This window comes from Thalassospira lucentensis, assembly GCF_032921865.1.
GTDB classification, from domain to species: domain Bacteria; phylum Pseudomonadota; class Alphaproteobacteria; order Rhodospirillales; family Thalassospiraceae; genus Thalassospira; species Thalassospira lucentensis_A.
This window is the reverse complement of record NZ_CP136684.1, coordinates 2,679,356-2,698,055: the sequence shown is the minus strand read 5'-3', so window position 1 is coordinate 2,698,055 and position 18,700 is coordinate 2,679,356. Positions and strand designations below refer to the sequence as shown.

At 55.5% G+C, this 18,700-nt stretch carries 17 protein-coding genes; 8 read left to right on the top strand and 9 right to left on the bottom strand.

All coding sequences use genetic code 11. From position 1 onward, the window contains the following. The first annotated feature begins 2 nt into the window (after nucleotides 1–2). The gene (locus tag R1T41_RS13040) at nucleotides 3–383 is read left to right on the top strand and encodes an NAD(P)-dependent oxidoreductase (RefSeq protein WP_317341579.1); all 381 of its coding nucleotides are present in this window, start codon (nucleotides 3–5) and stop codon (nucleotides 381–383) included. A gap of 56 nt (nucleotides 384–439) precedes the next feature. On the opposite strand, the gene R1T41_RS13035 is transcribed toward R1T41_RS13040, so the two are convergent. Next, entirely contained in the window at nucleotides 440–976 is a 537-nt protein-coding gene (locus R1T41_RS13035) for a class I SAM-dependent methyltransferase (RefSeq protein ID WP_317337409.1), read from the bottom strand. Nucleotides 977–1,086: 110 nt separating this feature from the next. On the opposite strand from R1T41_RS13035, the gene R1T41_RS13030 reads away from it, so the two are divergent. The 4 genes from R1T41_RS13030 to R1T41_RS13015 all read left to right on the top strand — a co-directional run bounded on the left by R1T41_RS13030 (nucleotide 1,087) and on the right by R1T41_RS13015 (nucleotide 4,873). Beyond that, nucleotides 1,087–1,305 carry a SlyX family protein gene (locus R1T41_RS13030; protein WP_097050938.1) on the top strand — a complete coding sequence of 73 codons (219 nt, stop codon included), beginning with the start codon at nucleotides 1,087–1,089 and terminating at the stop codon, nucleotides 1,303–1,305. 32 nt (nucleotides 1,306–1,337) lie between these two features. Then, nucleotides 1,338–2,543, top strand: a complete 1,206-nt coding sequence (locus R1T41_RS13025) for a DUF3095 domain-containing protein (protein WP_317337408.1) — start codon at nucleotides 1,338–1,340, stop codon at nucleotides 2,541–2,543. Nucleotides 2,544–2,610: 67 nt separating this feature from the next. Continuing rightward, a complete protein-coding gene (locus tag R1T41_RS13020) occupies nucleotides 2,611–3,564 on the top strand; it encodes a LysR family transcriptional regulator (RefSeq protein WP_317337407.1) in 954 nt (317 codons plus the stop codon). Nucleotides 3,565–3,643: 79 nt separating this feature from the next. Further along, a complete protein-coding gene (locus R1T41_RS13015) occupies nucleotides 3,644–4,873 on the top strand; it encodes an MFS transporter (RefSeq protein WP_317337406.1) in 1,230 nt (409 codons plus the stop codon). A gap of 64 nt (nucleotides 4,874–4,937) precedes the next feature. Here R1T41_RS13015 and R1T41_RS13010 read toward each other — a convergent pair whose 3' ends face one another. Both R1T41_RS13010 and R1T41_RS13005 read right to left on the bottom strand, forming a co-directional pair. Continuing rightward, entirely contained in the window at nucleotides 4,938–5,861 is a 924-nt protein-coding gene (locus R1T41_RS13010; RefSeq protein ID WP_317337405.1) for an NADP-dependent oxidoreductase, read from the bottom strand. Further along, on the bottom strand, nucleotides 5,858–6,322 hold the full coding sequence (locus R1T41_RS13005) for an ester cyclase (protein ID WP_317337404.1): 465 nt from the start codon (nucleotides 6,320–6,322) through the stop codon (nucleotides 5,858–5,860). Before R1T41_RS13005 ends, R1T41_RS13010 begins: the two co-directional genes overlap by 4 nt. Before the next feature lie 97 nt (nucleotides 6,323–6,419). Between R1T41_RS13005 and R1T41_RS13000 the strand changes: the two genes are divergently transcribed. Together R1T41_RS13000 and greB are read left to right on the top strand one after the other, a co-directional pair. Further along, a complete protein-coding gene (locus R1T41_RS13000; RefSeq protein ID WP_317337403.1) occupies nucleotides 6,420–7,328 on the top strand; it encodes a LysR family transcriptional regulator in 909 nt (302 codons plus the stop codon). A gap of 78 nt (nucleotides 7,329–7,406) precedes the next feature. Beyond that, on the top strand, nucleotides 7,407–7,889 hold the full coding sequence (greB, locus tag R1T41_RS12995; protein ID WP_317337402.1) for a transcription elongation factor GreB: 483 nt from the start codon (nucleotides 7,407–7,409) through the stop codon (nucleotides 7,887–7,889). On the opposite strand, the gene R1T41_RS12990 is transcribed toward greB, so the two are convergent. From R1T41_RS12990 to R1T41_RS12975, 4 genes are all read right to left on the bottom strand, one after another. Beyond that, entirely contained in the window at nucleotides 7,874–8,284 is a 411-nt protein-coding gene (locus R1T41_RS12990; RefSeq protein ID WP_317337401.1) for a VOC family protein, read from the bottom strand. The genes greB and R1T41_RS12990 overlap by 16 nt on opposite strands. 88 nt (nucleotides 8,285–8,372) lie before the next feature. Beyond that, entirely contained in the window at nucleotides 8,373–10,877 is a 2,505-nt protein-coding gene (gene hrpB / locus R1T41_RS12985) for an ATP-dependent helicase HrpB (protein ID WP_317337400.1), read from the bottom strand. Nucleotides 10,878–10,951: 74 nt separating this feature from the next. Beyond that, entirely contained in the window at nucleotides 10,952–12,283 is a 1,332-nt protein-coding gene (locus R1T41_RS12980) for a hypothetical protein (RefSeq protein WP_317337399.1), read from the bottom strand. Then, nucleotides 12,270–13,250 carry an O-antigen ligase family protein gene (locus tag R1T41_RS12975; protein WP_317337398.1) on the bottom strand — a complete coding sequence of 327 codons (981 nt, stop codon included), beginning with the start codon at nucleotides 13,248–13,250 and terminating at the stop codon, nucleotides 12,270–12,272. Before R1T41_RS12975 ends, R1T41_RS12980 begins: the two co-directional genes overlap by 14 nt. A gap of 185 nt (nucleotides 13,251–13,435) precedes the next feature. Here R1T41_RS12975 and R1T41_RS12970 point away from each other — a divergent pair, with 185 nt between their 5' ends. Next, a complete protein-coding gene (locus R1T41_RS12970) occupies nucleotides 13,436–14,782 on the top strand; it encodes an O-antigen ligase family protein (protein ID WP_317337397.1) in 1,347 nt (448 codons plus the stop codon). Nucleotides 14,783–15,080: 298 nt separating this feature from the next. Here the strand turns inward: R1T41_RS12970 and R1T41_RS12965 are convergent, their stop codons facing one another. Both R1T41_RS12965 and R1T41_RS12960 read right to left on the bottom strand, forming a co-directional pair. Continuing rightward, nucleotides 15,081–17,234 carry a hypothetical protein gene (locus R1T41_RS12965; RefSeq protein WP_317337396.1) on the bottom strand — a complete coding sequence of 718 codons (2,154 nt, stop codon included), beginning with the start codon at nucleotides 17,232–17,234 and terminating at the stop codon, nucleotides 15,081–15,083. After that, nucleotides 17,231–18,634, bottom strand: coding sequence for a WecB/TagA/CpsF family glycosyltransferase (locus R1T41_RS12960; protein WP_317337395.1), 1,404 nt, complete (start codon nucleotides 18,632–18,634; stop codon nucleotides 17,231–17,233). Before R1T41_RS12960 ends, R1T41_RS12965 begins: the two co-directional genes overlap by 4 nt. Nucleotides 18,635–18,700: the final 66 nt, after the last annotated feature.

Below are 18,700 nucleotides of genomic sequence, written 5' to 3'. Positions count from 1 at the left end.
AAATCGGATCAGGCCAGATCGCAAAAGCCGCCAACCAGATGATTGTCGGCATCACCATCGGCGCCATTGCCGAAGCCTTTTCCATGGCCGACGAAGCCGGGGTCGATCTGCACAAATTGCGATCCGCCCTGACCGGCGGCTTTGCGGATTCTGCCATCCTGCAAAAGCACGGCGAACGCATGATCGAACGTAATTTCGAACCCGGCGGCAAGGTCGTCACCCAGCGCAAGGATCTGTATCAAGCGCTTGAATTTTCCGAAGGCGAGCTTGGCCTTGAATTGCCCTTCTCGCGCCTCGCACTCGAACTTTACGAAGAACTGATCGAAATGGGCGGCGGCGATCTTGACCATTCCGCCCTGATCAAGATTTACGAAGAAGAATAACGCCGAAACGCAGGGTCGCATAAAGCGCCCCTGCTTTTTGCAAACCGCGCTTCACCTTATCCTGACAGATGCGATCCCACCCGATAAAGATAAAGCATATCGCTCCCCGACTGCATCGGGACCTCGCCAAATGCCTGCCAGCCGGGAATGGCAAAGGCGCGCGATATTACGATCCCGCCGAGCACCATACGCTGATTTAGTACATCGCCGATATCTGCCATCACGCGCGGGTCAAGGAAGCACACAACAACATCCCCCGGGTCCTGATCTCGCTTTCTGAAATCCGCATGCACCAAAGAGAGGTTTTCAAGCTGGGCGAGCCGTGCACGAATGCGGCTGACCGCATAGGGCAAAGGCGATAGTTCGATCCCTGTCACGGTAATGTCAGGCCGGGCTCGCGCAATGCTGATTGCCAAGTCTCCCCAACCCGATCCGAAATCCGTCACCCGGCAGGGTTCCTTGGGCAGATAGGATATGATTTCCGTTCGTGCCTTGCGACCACTTGGCATCGGCACCGCACGCAGCCGGATCGCATAAATCAGGATCAAGGCAATAACGACGCCCAGAATGACAAGGATGGATAATTCGCTCACAGGTCGGCTAACCAATCTTGGCAATGTGTGTTACGGTCCATTCCCTACTCCTGCCACAGGGATTGAAGCCCGGCAAGTTTTCCACCCGCAGTCAGAGCAAATACGCCAACATGAGCCAGCAAGCCCCCGATACCCGCATCAACGAACTCGAAATCCATATTGCCCATCTCGAAAGCGCGATGCATGACATGTCCGACATGATCAAATCGCAGTGGGACCGGATTGATCTGCTGGAACGGCGCAACAAATTGATGGCCGAAGATATTAAACGGCTTGTTGATTTCCTGCGTACATCACCAGAAGATGATGCACCGCCGCCTCATTACTAAGGCGGCATAGTCCGGCCCTGCGAAACTGCGAGATGCCTGTGAACAATCCCTATCTCGACATCCCGGTTTTTAACGATTTCGCCAAGGTTCTTGATCCGTCAATCTATCACGAACTGCCAGATGACTGGTGGGTCGGCACATCCGATATTGCCGGATCGACCAAAGCCGTCGCAGCCGGCCGGTTCAAGGATGTCAACATGGTCGGGGCCTCGGTAATTTGCGCGGTAAGCAATGCGCTTGGCCATTCCGATTATCCCTTTATTTTTGGCGGCGATGGTGCCGGTTTTGCCTGCCCGCCCGATCATATTGACGCCGTGCGCGATGCCCTTGCAGCCACCGCGACATGGGCGAACGAAGCCCTTGGTTTTGATCTGAGGGTTGCCTTGATACGGATTGCCGAAATTCGGGCAACCGGGCGCAATGTAAGGGTGGCACGTTACGCGGTTTCACCGCCGGTTTCCTATGCGATGTTTTCCGGGCGCGGCATGAAATGGGCCGAAGACCAGATGAAACAGGGGGACAATCTCGTTGCCCCGGCCCCCGCAGGGACCCAGCCGAACCTTAGCGGCCTGTCATGTCGCTGGTCACCGATCAAGGCTGCCGAGGATAGCGAAATCCTGTCGATCATCGTTCTGCCCGGCGAAGACCGACCTCTATTTGATGTCTGTGCTGCCAAGCTGTTTGACATCCTTGATAGCAGCCCGCGTAAAAGCAGCCCGATCCCCGCTGCCGGACCCGCATTCAAATTCCCGCCATCGGGTCTGCGGCTTGAAGCGCTGGCAACGCGCGCACCAGGCGGATCGCTTTTCAAGGCATGGGTACAGGCGCTGTATATTTCCCTGATCGCGCTGATCCTGTTTAAAACCGGGAAATCCGTCGGCGGCTTTGATCCGGTGCGCTATCGCGACTATACGGCACTGAATACCGATTTTCGCAAATTCGGTGATGGACTGTGGATGACGGTCAATTGCACACCCGATCAGTCACGCGATATTGAAGACCTTCTGCTCGAAGCCGAACAGCACGGCGACATTCACTTCGGCGTGCATCACCAGAAAACCGCCCTGATGACCTGCATCGTACCATCCGTCACCAACGATGCGCATTTTCATTTTCTTGATGGCGGCGAAGGCGGCTATACCGCGGCAGCAACAGCATGCAAAACCAAAATGCAGAAAATGGCCGATGCCCTGAAACAGGCCAGACATGCATCAAATATATCGCTAGATCCAGCATGATGCTTTTCTTGCATCACAAGTATATTTGCGCGATCCTTGTCGCTTCCAGCATCAAGGATGGATTGTTATGGATACCCGCGAACTTCAGGCATTGATTGCCGTGGCCGATGAAAAATCCTTTCATGGGGCGGCGGCCCACCTTGGCCTGACGCAGCCCGCCATCACGCGCCGCATCCAGCGCCTTGAAGAACGCATTGGCACACAGCTTTTTGACCGGTCATTGAAACCATTGCAACCGACCCCTGCCGGGCATCGTGCATTGGCCGAAGCCCGTGATCTTTTGCGCCGCCTTAACGGTTTCACCGAAAGCATCACCGGCAACAATGCCGTGACGGGCCCCTTCCGCCTTGGCGTCAGCCACGGGGCGGCACCTCTGCTGGCGGCACGTGAACTGCGCGACCTGCACACACGTTTTCCTGACATGTCGCTTACGATCAAAAGCGGCTGGTCAAGCGAGCTGTTGCCGCTGATGCGGCGGGGTGAAATTGATGCCATGCTGTCGCTGGATGGTCCACATGGCACAATCGGTGGGACCGATGTCCGAGATATTCCGGTAAGTCTGCGCGCGCAAAAGCTTCTTGATGACCAAATCGTTGCCATCGGACCACGATCGGCCAAACACCACCCGAAAAACATTGCCGAACTGGCCGAACATCCAATGGTTCTGATGCCGGATGGCTGTACTTTCCGGGCACTTGGCAATGCGTGGGCGCGTCAGAACGGGGTGCAGATCAAATCCGTGCTCGAAGTTTCCGCCCTTGAATTGCAGATCGAAATGGTTGCCGCCGGTGCGGGATACGGCATCATGGCACGGCGGTTCTGCATGCACAGTCCGGCGGCAAACCGCATTCGCATCCTTGATATTCCCGGCATGAACTGGGATATGGGGATCATGCTGATCCGCCGTCAGGCCAATACCGATCTTGATGATATCATTGATACCGTTGGCAAAATTGTCGTCGAAGCCGGTGCGATATCCGATCCGCTGCCAGATAATAATGCGCAAATGTTATCAGCATAATAATCCGAATGAATTGGACGCATTACACCATCGCGTTCAAAATCGGAACAATTATTGAAATCCGCTCCGGAGTAGCCCGATGAGCCCCACTCTTCGCTCCGCCAGATGGTTTCCCTGGCTTGTTCTTGTCGCTGGCTGTCTTGTCTTGGCAGTCAATCTTGGGATCCGACCGTCGCTTGGCCTGTTTATCCCCGATATGCTGACGGCCACCGGTTGGAGTGCTTCCACCTTTGGTCTGGCCTTTGCCATTCAGAACCTGATGTGGGGTGTTGCCGCCCCGATTGCCGGAGCCCTTGCCGATCGCTATGGCACAATCCGCACCCTGATCGGCGGGGCACTGTTTTATGCGCTGGGTCTGTATCTGATGGGGACTTCGACCTCCCCACTTGAACTGCATCTGACATCAGGCTTCCTGATCGGGGCGGGTGTCGGTGCGACCAGCTTCCCGGTCATTCTGGCCGCCATCAGCCGTGCCTTCCCACCCAACAAACGCAGCTTCGCCCTTGGCCTGGCATCTGCCGGGGGCTCGGTCGGCCAGTTTATCATGGCCCCGACAACTCAGTTTCTGAATGACAGTGTCGGCTATGTGTCTGCCCTTGCAATCCTTGCCGTCATGTCAATGATCATCGTGCCGTTTGCCTTTGCACTTACGGGCAAGGCCGAGGCCCACGGCCCCAATTCGGGGGGCGTTGATCTTGGCCCGACCGGGTTGGTCGCGGCCTTTCACGAGGCGCGCAAACATCGTGGCTTCCTGCTTTTGAATGCCGGCTTCTTTGTCTGCGGCTTCCATATCGCTGTGATCGCAACCCACCTTCCGACCTTTACCCAGCTTTGCGGGTTACCCGGTTCAGTTGCGGCACAGGGACTTGCGATTGTCGGCCTGTTTAACATTGTCGGCACGCTGACCGCCGGTTGGGCAGGCGGCAAATGGCGTAAAAAATGGGGCCTATCGTTTATTTACGGCATGCGCGCATTGGTCATTCTGATCTTTATGATTGCACCCAAAACGGCTGAGACCATCTGGCTGTTCTCGGCGGTGATGGGGGCCTTGTGGCTGTCAACCGTGCCGCTCACTAGCGGCATCATCGTGCAGGTTTTCGGCCCACGCTATATGGCAACGCTGTTTGGCATTGTCATGCTGTCCCACCAGATCGGTGCGTTCTTTGGCGCGTGGATGGGTGGGCTCATCTTTGATCTGACCGGCAGTTTCGATGGCGTCTGGATCGCTTCCATCGCGCTTGGCATCTTTGCCGCCCTCGTGCATATGCCGATTGACGACAAAGCCCTTCGGGTCGAAGCCAACGCCTGACCAGTGACGATCCTTAGAAAACAAAAACCGTGACACAGACAGTCTGCATCACGGTTTTCTCATATTAAACCATTGTCACAATGATCTTGCCGCGCGCCCGGCCCGATGCTTGCCGGGTAAAGGCATCGCCGAACTGATCGATTGGCACGGTCCGGTCGATCAGGACCTTCACTTTATTCTCGTGTATCGCTGAAACAACCCGCGCCAACCGTTCCCCGTCAGACATATGAAACACAAACTGCGCATTGACATTGTGCGCATGTGCCAATGCCTCGTCCGGCGGGGCAACAAGCGATAGCAACCTGCCGCCGCTTCGCAGAACTCCAAACGATTTTTGCTGTGTTTCACCGCCAATGCTGTCGATCACCAGATCGATGTCCGAAAGCATTTCAGCAAAATCAGCATGACGATAATCAATCACCTGATCTGCGCCCAATGTCCGCGCAATGTCGATCCCGTCCCCGGATGCGGTTGCAATCACGCGCGCGCCGGCCGCACGGGCAAACTGGATGGCAAAGCTGCCCACCCCGCCTGCCCCGGCATGGATCAGAACGGTCTGCCCGACACCAAGATCGCCCATCTCGAACAGCACCTGCCACGCTGTTCCCGCCGCCGTCGGAATGCCTGCGGCCACTTCAAGCGGCATGTCTTCAGTTAGCTTCACAAGGTAATTTGCCGGAACACAGGCGAACCCGGCAAAGGCACCACCTGCGACCGGATCAAGCCGGGCAATAACCTTGTCACCTTTCTGCCAGCCGATCACATTTGCGCCGACGTCCTCGATCATCCCGGAAATATCTGATCCCATCGTGTATCGGAATTCCAGCGGGAAATAGCCCTGCAACACGCCGCTTTGCAATTTGACATCCAGCGGATTAAGAGCTGCTGCTCCCACCCGGACCAGCACGTCCTCCGGGCCGATTTCCGGTGTGGCAATATCGCGGATGACAGGTGCCGTATTGTAATCATCAATTCTGACGGCTTTCATTGCGAGGCCTCCTGATCAGTGATTGGCCATGCGCCCACCTGATACAACCAGCCAAGCCAGTCTTCCAGATGCCACGTATGGGTCACTTTGCCGTTTTCGACATAATGGAATTCGTGGATCGGCATGCGAAATGCCTTGCCTGTCGGCGCAATCCCGAACCATTCGCCTGAATGCGTGCCGGTGATTTCGGCCCGCACGGCAACTCGGCCCGGTCCGCCAATCATTTCGTGGACGATGATTTTCACGTCTGGAAAGGCAGCCCGAAACGCCCTGATCAGCGGCTTCATGCCGTCGCGTCCCGGTTCCTGCCCGGGGGCCAGCGGGATATCCTGCCAGTCGCTGCAAACCGCCTCATCCAAAAGGTCGGCACCTTCGCTGAAAGCCCGGTACAGTGCTTCGATGGCGTTGCGATCCGGGTCTGATACCCCGGTAATCGCGGACGTATTAATTTGATCCGTCATTTTCATTTCCCATTCAGGATTGTTGGATATGGGGAAATGCTACCGACCCTCTCGACATACTTGAAATCAATATAAAATATGTGACAACATCCATCCAATGGATTTACATGGCATCGACCTCAATCTTCTGGTGGCCTTCGACGCGCTGATGAAAGAACGCAGCGTCACGCGTGCGGGCATACGTATTGGCCGTACTCAGCCAGCCATGAGTGCCGCACTATCGCGGCTGCGCGGATTGCTTAATGATGAACTTTTCATCCGAAGCCCGGGCGGGTTACAACCAACCCCACGCGCCCTTGATCTTGCCGAACCACTCGGTCATGCGCTCGCCGAAATTCAGCGCACGCTTGATTTCACCCAGACATTCGATCCGACGACCTCAACCGCGACCTTTTCCGTCGCACTTTCGGATCACCCGACCTTCAAGGTCCTACCCGTGCTGCTTGATGCCCTGCGTCAAAAGGCGCCGGGCATCACGCTACGGATCAGCAATTTCACCGCCAGGGATGATGCCATTAACCTGCTTGATGCGGGCGAAGCCGATCTGACGATTGGGGTGCCCCCCACGGCAAGTGGGCGCATATTGACCCGCCCGCTTTTTTCCGAAAACTTTGTCTGCGTGATGCGTCGCGACCATCCGGCAGCCAAGGCACCGCTGGATCTTCCGGCTTTCCTTTCGCTATCGCATTTGCTGGTATCACCGGAAAATGACTGCTTTGGTCTGGTGGATGCGGCACTGGCAAAAATGGGCCATAAACGCCGCCTTGCCGTGACCCTGCCAACGATGTACGCCGCCCCGCTTGTGATTGCTCGCTCCGATCTGATCGCGACCCTGATGGCTGGCGTCATTCCAGCGTCTGGCCAGGACGATGCTCTTGCCATTCGATCGCTTCCCTTCGATCTTGATCCGATCGGCTTCACCATGTCTTGGCATCGCCGCAATGAAGTCCATCCCGCACAACGCTGGCTGCGCGATTTTGTCGCGGGCCTGCCGCTTGATGAATAACAAGATGCCCGGTATCTGCTATACTGCCGACCCAAATCGCCTCTTTCCCGCGACACGGCGTTAAGCTAAAACCCGCTAATGGACAGACCGATTTACATGACCCCCGAAGGGCTCTCAGCCCTTCGCACCGAACTTGATCACCTGTGGAAGAAGGAACGCCCCGAAACCGTTGCCGTGGTTTCATGGGCGGCAGGCAATGGTGACCGGTCGGAAAATGGTGATTACATCTATGGCAAGAAACGCCTGCGCGAAATTGATCGCCGGGTGCGGTATCTGCGTAAACGGATTGAGGATGCGGTGGTTGTCGATCCGCGCGAACAACCCGATCACAGCCGGGTCTTCTTTGGTGCCACGGTCACCTATGTGAATGCGCGGGACGAAGAAGTCACCATCCGCATCGTTGGCGAGGACGAGGCCGAAAGCCTCAAAGGCAAAATAAGCTGGATTTCCCCCGTCGCGCGCGCCCTGATGAAAGCCGGTGTCGGTGATGTGGTGACGCTGCGCACGCCAGCCGGCGAGGACGAACTTGAAGTCCTGAAAATCAGCTACCCGACCGTGTAACCATTGGGTTCTGTCAACGCAATTTCATATCCGTCCGGATCACGGACAAAGAACTGATACGTGCCGTCCTCAAGCTCCGTCACCGGCTCTGGCTTGAACCCGGCATCGTTTAGCGCGACAAACATGCCCTCAATATCATTGCATTCCAGATACCAGACCAGCCCGGCAAAGGATGGTCGCATCCGGCGCTCTTCATGCGAAACACCGCCATGCGCGGCCAGCATCAAACGGATTCTGGTATCCCCGTCACCTGCCTCCAGCATCGCCCAGACCGGTTGCTCATCCAGATCGGACAAGGTACGCGCCACCACCTCAAACCCCAGCAAACGGTAAAAATCGATGCTGCGGTGAATCTCGGCAACGTTTAAAAGCGGTGTGGCGGCTGTGATCATCATGATCCTGTTAAACGCAAAATCGAGGCACGATTATGCCCGCCTGCACCACACGCGTATAGCCCCTGCCGCGCCCGATAAGGCCGTCTTCTCACATCCGGCTTTTGACCCGTCTGGTCGGTTCGGCCTGCAACGGGTCGTCGGGCCAGTGATGTTTGGGATAACGTCCCCTCATCTCGGCCTTGACCTGCGCATAGGAGCCTTTCCAGAACCCCACCAGATCAGACGTTACCTGAAGCGGCCTTTGTGCTGGCGACAGCAGATGCAACGTTACCGCCACCTTGCCCCCGGCGATTTTGGGAGTTTCGGTCGCGCCAAACATTTCCTGCAACCGGACCGGAAGTGCCGGTGTTTCAGCACTATAATCAATGCGGATGTGTGATCCGGTCGGCACGGTCCAGTGGGTCGGTGCCAGACGATCAAGCTCTTGGCGCCGGTTCCAGTCAATGCCCGATAACAGTGCCTCGACCAGATTGACCTGTTTAAGCTGGCTGCGTTTATTGATCCCGCCAAGATATGGCATGAGCCAATCCTCAAGCGATGCCAAAAGCGCATCGTCGCTCATGTCGGGCCAGTTTTCCGGATCGACCCCATGCAGGAACGCGATCCGTTCGCGCAGTCCCTCGGCCGCCTTGTCCCAAGGCAAACAATGCAGGCCAAGACGACGAATGCCTTCGATCATCGCGGTCGCAATCGCATCCGATCCGGCCTCGTCACGGGTGGTCTTTTCATCAAGCACCAGCGCCCCGATCCGCCGTTGCCATCGTGCCTGCACTGCATCGCTTTGCACTTCCCAGAAGACCTCTGTTCCTTCGGAAATCTGATCGGCAAAATGGGTTTCAAGATTTGCGCGCGACAAAGGTGCGGCAAGGTAAATCCGTGCTTCGCGCGCCTGCCCGTCAAGTTCCGCCACCGCGATATAGGGTTCGTTCGCCAATGCATCGTCATTGGCCAGTATCCCGCCACGCCCGCCCGACAGGCGATACCGCGCATCCGCACCCTTGCGTCTTTCGCCAATCCGGTCGGGATAGGCAAATGCCAGAAGCAACCCGACCTGATCCGCATGATCCACAGGGCCGACCTCAATGTTGCCTGCGTCGGACGCCACTTCTTTCTTTGCGACCTCGCCCAGTCGCCGTGCAAGCTGTATTGCGGCTTCCGTGATCATTTTTGGGGCCTTGCGGGCCAGAATCGCCTCGACCCGAAGCCTTAAATCCGCCCCACGCCCGCGCATGAAATCCCGATCCGACAAAAGTGCTGCCAGCGCACAGGCAACCTCGTCCAGTCCAAGGCGCGCGCCACGCAACATCATATGTGCCAACCGCGGATGCACTGGCAATCCGGCCATCGCAGTTCCCATTGGCGTGATCCGGTTAGCATCGTCAATCGCCTCAAGCCGCCGTAACACATCACGTGCCTGTTCGATCTTTGCTCTGTCGGGCTGATCCAGCCACGGCAGGCTTGCCGGATCAGACACGCCCCAGCGGGCGAGCTCCAGCGTCAGCGGCGCCAGATCGGCATCGGCAATTTCCGGCGTGGTAAAAGGCGGACGGGCGCGATGTTCGGCTTCTGCCCACAGGCGATAACATACGCCCGGCTCCAATCGTCCGGCACGACCGCGACGTTGTTCGGCACTGGCCTGCGATGATTTGACTGTCACCAGCCGCGTCATGCCCGATGCCGGGTCAAATCTTGGCAAACGCTGCAATCCGCAATCGACCACCACCCGAATGCCATCAATCGTTAATGACGTTTCGGCAATCGCAGTCGCCAGCACCACCTTGCGCATGCCATCGGGGGCCGGCTCAATCGCAATATCCTGTGCCCTCGTTTCCATCGCGCCATAAAGCGGCGCAATGATCACCGATGGATCAAGCCCGTCTTTCAACGCCGCCTCAACCCGCGTGATTTCCCCCTGCCCCGGCAGGAAGGCCAGGATCGACCCGCTTTCGTCGCGAAGTGCCAACCGGATCGCCGCCGTCATTTCCCGATCAATCCACGCATCGGGGCGGATCGGGATATATTTTGTTTCAACCGGAAAAGCGCGGCCTTCGCTGGTGATCACCGGGCAACCGCCCATCAGGGCCGCAATCGGATCGCCATCAAGGGTTGCCGACATTACGACAATGCGCAAATCATCGCGAAGGGCGGCCTGCGTTTCCATCGCCAATGCCAATCCCAGATCGGCATCAAGCGACCGTTCGTGAAATTCATCAAAAATCACGCAGCCAATGCCTGACAGTTCCGGGTCGTCCTGGATCATGCGCACCAGAATACCTTCGGTCACGACCTCGATCCGAGTTCTGGCGGAAACCTTGCTGTCAAACCGCACGCGATAGCCGACTGTCTCGCCGACGCCCTCGCCCATCAACTGGGCCATCCGGCGAGCGGCCGCCCGCGCGGCAAGCCGCCGGGGTTCGAGCATCACGATCTTCTGATCATTCCGCCATGCACTTTCCAGCAACGCCAAGGGAACCTTGGTCGTTTTCCCAGCCCCCGGCGGGGCCTGCAAAACCGCATTGGTACCGGTTTCCAGCAGGACACAAAGGTCAGGCAGAACGGCATCAATCGGAAGGACGGGAAAGGCTTTGGGCATGAACGGCTTTCTGATTTCTGGTTTGGAGCCGGTATCTGCCCCGGTTATTTCCCAAAACGCGCAAACGGGCAAGGTTACGTGTCGCTGGTAATCGCCTTAATCCGCCGCGCATTCAGGATAATTCCCCGCTCCCCGCCAATCCGTTGCAGGGTTTTAAGCCCCCGCGTCAGGCGATAAAGCGCTTCCATATCCCCGCTTACCCGCATTTTCTGCGCTTCAATCCGGGTCACTTTAAACAGGTCGCGAAATGCATCCTCGGAAAGCGCACGAAGGGCTTCCTCCTTCTCCAGCCGGGCCGGATCCGGATGTTCGAAAACCAAGGGTTGGCCAGGGTTGAGTGCTTCTGTCATCGTGGTCTTTTCTATCACAATCGATAATGCCCAGACCATCCATGCCTGCGTCCAGCGCATGTAATTACGCCGATCCACACCAAACCGCCAGCGCCCGGCATAAAAAACTCCGCGCTTGGCATCAAACAATGCATCACAGACCCAATCTGCAATCTTCTGTGCCGCGGTCAGTTCACCAAACCGGCAAAGTGTCGCTATGGCTTGTGCCACCGCATGACAATCCACATAACCATCCCGCCCGGCAAAGCTGCGCGGATGGCCATTCGCATCAAAGCATTCCGCGCGATAAAACGCATATCCGCGCATGATCGCGTCATCCAACCCGACCATCCCGGATGCGCGGAACCGATCAAGAAGATCAAGGATGTATCCGGTATGAAAGCCATCAATAAAGCGATGATGCACCCGCGTGCCATATTCCCAGGCCCCATCGGGCCGCTGTGTAGTCAAAACCCGCGCAACCGACTTCTGGCTCATCTCATTATCAGGATCAATCCGATGCAATGCCCACGCTGTCCAAAGGCTGGCATTGTGGATTTCGGCATTCCCTTGGTCGACATAGGCAAAATATCCCTCCCGCCAAAGCCCACGCATAAACCCCGCCACACGTTGCATCACCGGATCGGTTGAGGACATACCCCACGCCATTAGCGCATCAACCGCAAAGCTCGCGACAATCGCATTGGACGCACCGCGCGCCACATAAAAGGCGCGCGCCTGCCACGCAAACGGATATCCCCAACCACCATCCTCGTTTTGCATCTGGCAAAGCCTGCCCGCCACATCGCAAAGCCGAACACCGTCGCCCGCCCCCGAAAGCAACGCCAATGTTTTCGGGTTTTGCAATGCCGGAATCATCGCGATGTGGCGCAGTGCCCGTGGCCCACGCTTTATCGCCTGCAACCACACCAGCCGCGCCTTACGAAACCGCCCCAAACCACTTACCCGGAACAATCGGCTTTCAAGCCCGTCAAACGGATCGGCCCCGGTAAAATCGGCGGCAACAATCGCAACCATCACCCGGTCGCGCACGGCGATCAGATCATCGATTTTCAACTACGGCCTCCCGCATCGCGATCCCGGCGGCCATCCCGCAACAGATCAGGTAATGCCCGTATGAAAGCGTATTATCCGTCACCATGGTTACAGCTACCGATGCCAGAATACAGACAGCCACCCGCGAACCCCGCGCAAGCCATATCAGCATCCCCCAGCCCATCACCCAAAGAATTATACCGATCAATCCCGTCTCGAAAAGGATGCGGAAATGGTCGTTATGCAGCGCGCCAAAAGCCGCTGCAGATGGCAACCGCTGCAAAACTGCCTCTACACTTCCCGCGCCAAAACCAAGCCACTGCCGAACGGTGTCAGCCTGTAACCAATCATCCCAAAACATCTGCCAGAACGCCAATCTCCCGCTGCCATGGGTCATCAGGAGACGCGGCAGCCAGATAGCTGCCATCACCATTACGCCGAGCAAAACCGGTATCCCCAAAAACCAGGTCATCGCATGCGAAAACCGCACACGCCCAAGCAGAGCAATCACAAGTGCCAGAACCGCAATCCGCGTCTGACTCAATAAGACGGCGATGCCGCTGATCGCGCCGATGACACCACGTGCAGGCCGCGCCATCACACAAGCCAGCACAAACAACCCCAGAAACAAAAACGGGTGATTAAGCCGCCATCCCTCGTGCGTTGCCTGAAAAACACTGGCAACCGGCAGATAAACCGCAAGTGCGGGTACCATGACGCGCAAACACTCCCGCCCGAGACAAATCCCGCAAACCAACCCCAGCGGCAGGATCAAAATATTGCCGATCAGCCGCAGCTTCTCGTCACTATCACCATTGCCAGCCCCGACAATTGCGATCAACCCACACAGCAAAAGGCAGGCGACCAATCCATCGCCCGTCAATCGAGCCCGGAAAACCAAAGGAAATACCCAAATACCCCAGAATCCGATCAAAACAAGCTTCGACGCCATCCCGCCGAACCCGGTCAGCCAAAGGGATACCAGCATTGCGAAGGTACCCGGCAAGATGACGGATATAGAAACACCTGTTAGGGGCGCGTTCCGACCCGATCGCAGGTTCAGTTCGGCCATAAACATCCCCACCCGAAACTGGCCCCGTCACACCACAGGACAAACCCACCAAACTCCGTTATCGTGATCGCATTGTAATCACGGATGTTTTCGGGATGCCGATGCCACGACTGGGACAATTCTGTCTGACATCGCAAATCGTTCTGGCGCCGCTTCTGCTGGGCGGGGGACGACCATGGGCGATGGCGGTGCTGACCATTCTGACCGGCATCGGCCTGATCATCACCGGATGGCGCAGCAGGGCGGAACTCACGCCCGGCATTCGGCATATTATCATCGCCGGGGCACTTGTTTCCCTGTGGCTGGTATTGCAGGCAATACCAATCTGGCCGATCCAGCCCCTGCCCTTTGATGCGCCCCGTATCGCCCTCTATCCGCATGCGTTGCAATCCATGGTCGGCAATATCGTCTGGTTGGTCGGCACCTGCATTCTGGCCGCTCAGAATGCCCGAAGCCAGAGCCGGGCTTTTATCCGCCATATCGCCATTGCCGTGGTGGTTTCCGCATCCATTCAGGCCGTCCTTGCGGCCTTTGCCGATGTGATGGCGATTGAAACCACCTACTGGTTTTCCAAGCAGGCTCATCTTGGCGACTGGACAGGCACCTTTGCCAATCGCAATGCCTTTGGCGGGTTGATGGCAATTGCCATTTTGTGCTGCCTGTACCTGTTTTGCCGCAAAAGTGCCACCACGACCGGACAGCGGATCGACCATGCAGGCGGCTGGATCGCCCTTGCCCTGATTTTCACCGTCGCCCTGATCGAAAGTCATTCGCGCAGTGCCGTTGTGGCCCTTGCCATCGCAGTCGCGAGTTTCGCAATCCTTTATCGTCCAGCCCATTTCCAGACCGGAATTTGGCGCGCTGCTTACCCAATCCTGACTATCATCAGCATGCTGGCGATCCTGACACTTGTTGCCGCGATGGTACCCGACCTCGGCAATCGTTTCGCCGAACTGGCACGACTTGATCTGATCCAGCGCGACGAAGCATGGCAAACCGCATTCATCGCAATATCCCATCGCCCGCTTGTCGGTTTTGGCCCCGATGCTATCACACTGGTAATGGATCATTTCGCCACCACCGGCCTGAACCGCAACGCCGCATGGTTCAGCAGCCATAACCTGTGGCTTGACGCTGCCCTTGCTTTCGGCATCCCCGCCACGATCCTGATTGTCGGGTTCATCCTGCACCGATTAATCCGGGCGATCCGAAACACGGGAAACAGAGCCGACCGGACCCTGCTGATCACCCTCGCCATTCTGAGCGGCATCATGGCCAGTCTTGGCTGGGTTGCCTCTCTCCCGGCGCTCATTCTGCCGTTCCTATCGGTTCTGTCCGGTCTTGAAGCAGCGCCGAAAGCGCAAGGTTGCGAAGTCTCACAATATCTGGACGGTTACCCGAGATCAGAACCGCGTCTTCCAGCTCCTGCGCTATCGCCAAGGGATTAGCTCCCCCGATTTGTGCACTTGCAACTGCATGCAGGGCCATTCGGTTGGGATCAAATGGTTCATCTTTTTGATGCTTCTTTAGGATTTCCAGTAGCTCCGCCCAGTTCCCTGAACGGAAAAGATCAAATCGTTGCTGACGATCAGCATAGCGAAGCAAACCTTCCCCATCCCGAAATGCCAGCTGGACGTCATTTGGCTTTACTCCGGTCAGCACATCGAATTCGCGAACCAAACCAACCGTTCCGACCAACACCAATATTATGCCAGAGACCAAAAGAAGCAGAGAACGCCCCATCCTTTATGTTCCCCAAACCGTGTCAGTCCTATAGCCATACGTTTTCGGGGTATCAGCGGCCATTAACACCAGACCATCAGGGGAGCATTCAGCGATTCCGAACTGATCCAGTGCTCTCATAACATCTGGCCGTCGACTGAAATTGTTGCGCACAACCATCAACCGTACGTCAGCCAACCGCATCAGGGTTACAGAATCTGCCACCATAAGAACGGGCGGTGTATCAATGACGATCCTGTCATAGCTTGAGCGCATGATTGCAGTCAAAGCTCCAAACCGACTTTCGATCAACTGCGTTGCCAGCACACCAGGCAATCCATCTCTGGCACCAAGATAATCCAGATTTCGATCAACCTTGGTCACCTTGGATACAAGAACTGAAATATCCTCTTCGCCGATAAAAACGTCTGAAAAGTCGGGAATTCCGACAATAGACGAAAGATGTCCCGGGCGTCGCAAATCACCGTCAAGCAAAAGGGTCTTAAATCCGCGCCGGGCATATGATAGTGCCAGTTGAGCTGAAAGACGGCTTTTACCCTCATTTGGACTTGCCGAACCGACGCAAATCACCTGCGCCTTACCTGCATCCGGCTGTCGAGGATCGGGGTCGGTTCGCATCATTTCGGTCAGTACAATAAGATGCCCCAACGCTTCTTCTGTCGTTTCGCCGATTTCGAGATATTGCGAATTATCGCGACTTAACGGCACTCTCCCTAACACCGGCAAAAGAAAAACACGTTTCAGATCTTCATCACTCCTTATTGCCTGATCAAAATAATCACGCAAAATCACGATCAAGACGGAAACAAGCAAAGCAGCAAGAACACCCGCGATCCAAAGATCGTTCTTCCCGGGGAACTCGGGATAAAGCGGCACTGAAGGAAGCTGCAGCAGAAGCGTATCGGGCTTCAGCTCGGCGATTGATGATAGAATTTCCTGTTCGCGAGCCCCTAAAAGCTCGACGGTCCGCTTTGCTTCCTCGACATCTCTTTCAAGCACTCCCTGTCCGGCCAAAGCCTCGTGTTTTTTAACGAGTTCTTTCTTCCATCGCACAAGCTGTTTCAGAACAAGTTCATAGCGAGCCTGAGCATTGGCATTACCGAAGTCAATCTGACGCGCTGAACGTTCTAGTGCCTTTGCAAGGGTTTGCTGAACACTCCAGATTTCCCCGGTGATACGAACCATCGAAGGGTGAGCAGGTTGATATCTCTGTTCCAATTCGGCGTAGTTCTGCTGCAAAACCTCGTATTTCATCTGAAGATCACGAACCTGATCGTCCTTGGCAATATCGGGAAGAGCCAGCAATTCCTCACTGGATTTTATAGCCTGACGCTTTTCGAAAAGCATCCTTGCCGCTTCTTTTTCCTGAAAGGCAGTGTCAAGTTCGGCATTGAGATCATAAATCCGCTCAAGGATCAGTTCTCTTTCTCTATCAGCAATGTTACCGGAAGACTTTTCCCAGTCGGCATGACGCTGCTCAACAGTTTCCAACCTCTCTCTAGCTTCATCCAATTGCCTTTGAATCACAGTTAACTGGTTGTCCATGCCCCGGCGAATTTCATTATTTCGCAACCAAACAAAGCTCTCCGCCACCGCCGACACGATCTGGTAGGCTCGTTCAGGATCATCATCCGTAACTCCGATTTGAATGACGGTCGAATTTCCTATCCTCTCTACATCGATCCGTCTTCTCAAAGCTTCGACATCTTTATCAATCTCGTCAGAAACTTTGGCATCTGGTGCGATAAAACCCTGATCATTGCCGAATATTCTGCGCAGGAAGTTTCCTTGCACGTTTGCTTCCTGCGAAAAAATGATACCTTGTCCGCGCAAAATCGACATAACCGTCGACAACGTTTCGTTGCCAACAATCATCTCCATTCGGGTTTCAACGAATTCGGCTGCGTTTGGCCAAACCGCTTTTGGGAAATCTGTTTGTGTTGTTGCCGGTTCTTCCCGAACAAATCCGACCGACGCAAACGATTTGTATACGGGCGAAAAAAATGAAATCGCAACGGATGCCATCATCAACAAGGCGACGAATGAAACCGCAAAAACACCGCAACGCTGGTACAAAATCCCCACAAGATCGGAAATGGTCATTTCCAGATAACGCTTCGATGCGATACGGGATACTGACTCTCGTTCATCTCTCATCGCGGGCTCACTGACTGCGGGATTTCGTATAGCCCGTCCCCGGTCAACTCATTGTCATAAAATACAGGGGTCTGCTGGCTTTCGATCGGCAACTGGTTGCTGTAATATTTTGAATACTTTAATTCGAGAAAAAGGTGGTCGGCGTCAGCGGTCTCTCCTTTATCTTCTCCACGCTCCTGAAGCTTGGAACGCTGATAGGTTTGTTCCACAAAACTTATTTGGACCATACTTGAATAAATATTGGGCGATTGCCGCTTTAACTCTTCGATCACACGACCTCCCCCAGCACTGAAGTCCGCAGAAACCAGATGAAACACAAACTTTATTAAAACGGCTTCGATCAGAAACCCGACACCACTCACCGATATTCCCGCTTTCACGACGAAAAGAACGTTTTCAAGCAGCGACAGGACAGAAACCAGATCTGTTGCGGAGAGATTTCCAAACCATTCTTCAGGTGTCCCAGCGTCGCCTACATTTTGATCTCTCAGGGCGTTAAACAACCAAACGATCAGTTCCTGAGTGATGTCGGCCAACGCAATTTCACCAGTTACCCCGGCAGTCCTGAAAACCAGGAAGTCTGCCAATTCTGCAGCTAGCTCCGGAATTTTGTGGTCAATGCGACTTGATGGTACGGCGAGCGGTTCAATAGATTGCGCAACAGCTTGGGACGCAAGAACAAACACCCCACCTGCGAATACACAGGCAAAGAGAACCCGCCACTTCAACCGCATCAAAACAGCAGGAATCACAATTCTCGCAAACCACGCAAGACCACAAACATAGCGCGGCACCATAACTCTCGGCGCACAGACCATCCGCCATGCGAATTCCAACCCGTATCGTTGCCAGATTTTCGGTGCCCGTTTGATATCACCAGAAAGCACATCAAACGCCCCACCAACACCCATTACAAACTTGCATCCGGTTTGGGCACCGTAATTGATCACAAATGAATCTTTGCGTGGGCTTGGAAGGGCGACAAAAACCGTATCCGCCCCGCTTCTGCGCACCATTTCGGCCAGTTTGGCATCATTCGCCTCATAGCCTTGGTGGGCACCAGCGATGATGAGGTGAGGAAAATCGAGACGAAGTCTTTTCTGAAGCCGATCCAGAACTTCGGCGCGTGCGCCAAGTAAAAACACCGAATGCCCGACCGCTTCAAACCGTGGCAAAAGGCTTTGCATCAAATCGATACCCGTCACCCGTTCGGGTACCGCAATCCCGAGCAAACGTGCTGCCCAAACAATCCCCATGCCATCTGCAGACAGGCAGTCGGCCTGCGTCAGAATCCTCCAAAGATCTCGGTTCCGGCAGGCCTGCGCAAATTTGACAGCATTTAGCGACAGGTGACGGAAACAGACCTCATGATGGATGCGTTCACAGATATGATCAGCCATTTCTATCTGCCTGCTCGAATCAAGCGAAAGGCCGAAAAATGCCCGTCGGTCGCTGTTCATCCCCGC

Bases quoted from the DNA above. Each gene is read 5' to 3' on its own strand.
- R1T41_RS13015 (WP_317337406.1), top strand. From the start codon at position 3,644: ATGAGCCCCACTCTTCGCTCCGCCAGATGGTTTCCCTGGCTTGTTCTT.
- R1T41_RS13000 (WP_317337403.1), top strand. From the start codon at position 6,420: ATGGATTTACATGGCATCGACCTCAATCTTCTGGTGGCCTTCGACGCG.
- R1T41_RS12960 (WP_317337395.1), bottom strand. From the start codon at position 18,634: ATGGCTGATCATATCTGTGAACGCATCCATCATGAGGTCTGTTTCCGT.
- hrpB (WP_317337400.1), bottom strand. From the start codon at position 10,877: ATGCCCAAAGCCTTTCCCGTCCTTCCGATTGATGCCGTTCTGCCTGAC.
- greB (WP_317337402.1), top strand. From the start codon at position 7,407: ATGGACAGACCGATTTACATGACCCCCGAAGGGCTCTCAGCCCTTCGC.
- R1T41_RS13020 (WP_317337407.1), top strand. From the start codon at position 2,611: ATGGATACCCGCGAACTTCAGGCATTGATTGCCGTGGCCGATGAAAAA.
- R1T41_RS12965 (WP_317337396.1), bottom strand. From the start codon at position 17,234: ATGAGAGATGAACGAGAGTCAGTATCCCGTATCGCATCGAAGCGTTAT.
- R1T41_RS12975 (WP_317337398.1), bottom strand. From the start codon at position 13,250: ATGCTGGTATCCCTTTGGCTGACCGGGTTCGGCGGGATGGCGTCGAAG.
- R1T41_RS13005 (WP_317337404.1), bottom strand. From the start codon at position 6,322: ATGACGGATCAAATTAATACGTCCGCGATTACCGGGGTATCAGACCCG.
- R1T41_RS12970 (WP_317337397.1), top strand. From the start codon at position 13,436: ATGCCACGACTGGGACAATTCTGTCTGACATCGCAAATCGTTCTGGCG.
- R1T41_RS13010 (WP_317337405.1), bottom strand. From the start codon at position 5,861: ATGAAAGCCGTCAGAATTGATGATTACAATACGGCACCTGTCATCCGC.
- R1T41_RS13030 (WP_097050938.1), top strand. From the start codon at position 1,087: ATGAGCCAGCAAGCCCCCGATACCCGCATCAACGAACTCGAAATCCAT.
- R1T41_RS13025 (WP_317337408.1), top strand. From the start codon at position 1,338: ATGCCTGTGAACAATCCCTATCTCGACATCCCGGTTTTTAACGATTTC.
- R1T41_RS12990 (WP_317337401.1), bottom strand. From the start codon at position 8,284: ATGATGATCACAGCCGCCACACCGCTTTTAAACGTTGCCGAGATTCAC.